Here is a 610-nt window from a genome sequence, read left to right as displayed (position 1 = left end):
GGTTATAGTTCTCGGCGGCCTCGATGAGGCCAAGGACAGCAAGGCGGACAGCGGCTTGTTTGGGCTCAATTTTTCTCGGGCTAAGTCGTCGAGCCGTAGCACGGTTTTTGTGGTGCTTGAGTTCACCAAGGTCTGACAACTAAGTGACAACCGCGAAGGCGAACGAAGGCGAACGATGAAGACTGTCATTTTTGTAAGTTGCTGTTTTTGCGTGTAAAGATGAACAAAGGCGAACAATGAATCCGGTAAAAACGGACTTAAAATCCGAAGCCGCAAGGCGTACGGGTTCGACCCCCGTTCCGGGTACCACCCCTGCACAGCCAGCATCGTGATCGTCCTCGACCTCAGCTGCGAGCATGCCCACCGCTTCGAGGCCTGGTTTGCCTCCAGCGAAGCCTTCGAGAGCCAGCTCGCCGCCGGGCTGGTGAGCTGCCCCCACTGCCACAGCCGGCAGATTCGCCGGCTGCCGTCGGCACCTTACGTCCAGACCGCCTCCCACTCGGCGCCCACGCTGCCGCCCCCCGACCCCAAGGCCATCGCCGCGCGGCTGGTCGAAGCCCTGCGCGCCGCCGCCAGCCAGTCCGAAGACGTCGGCGAGCGCTTCGCCGAA

The 610-nt window shown here is 61.6% G+C and carries 1 protein-coding gene; it reads left to right on the top strand.

The window, feature by feature from the left end; all coding sequences use genetic code 11:
* Positions 1-328: 328 nt before the first annotated feature.
* A partial coding sequence (locus tag L6Q67_RS24045) for a DUF1178 family protein (protein ID WP_296576195.1) occupies positions 329-610 on the top strand: 282 nt, incomplete at its 3' end.

The organism is Zoogloea sp. (assembly GCF_023150065.1).
In the GTDB taxonomy this organism is placed as follows: Bacteria; Pseudomonadota; Gammaproteobacteria; order Burkholderiales; family Rhodocyclaceae; genus Zoogloea.
The sequence above is the reverse complement of the archived record's forward strand: the minus strand, read 5'-3'. Positions and strand labels throughout refer to the sequence as shown.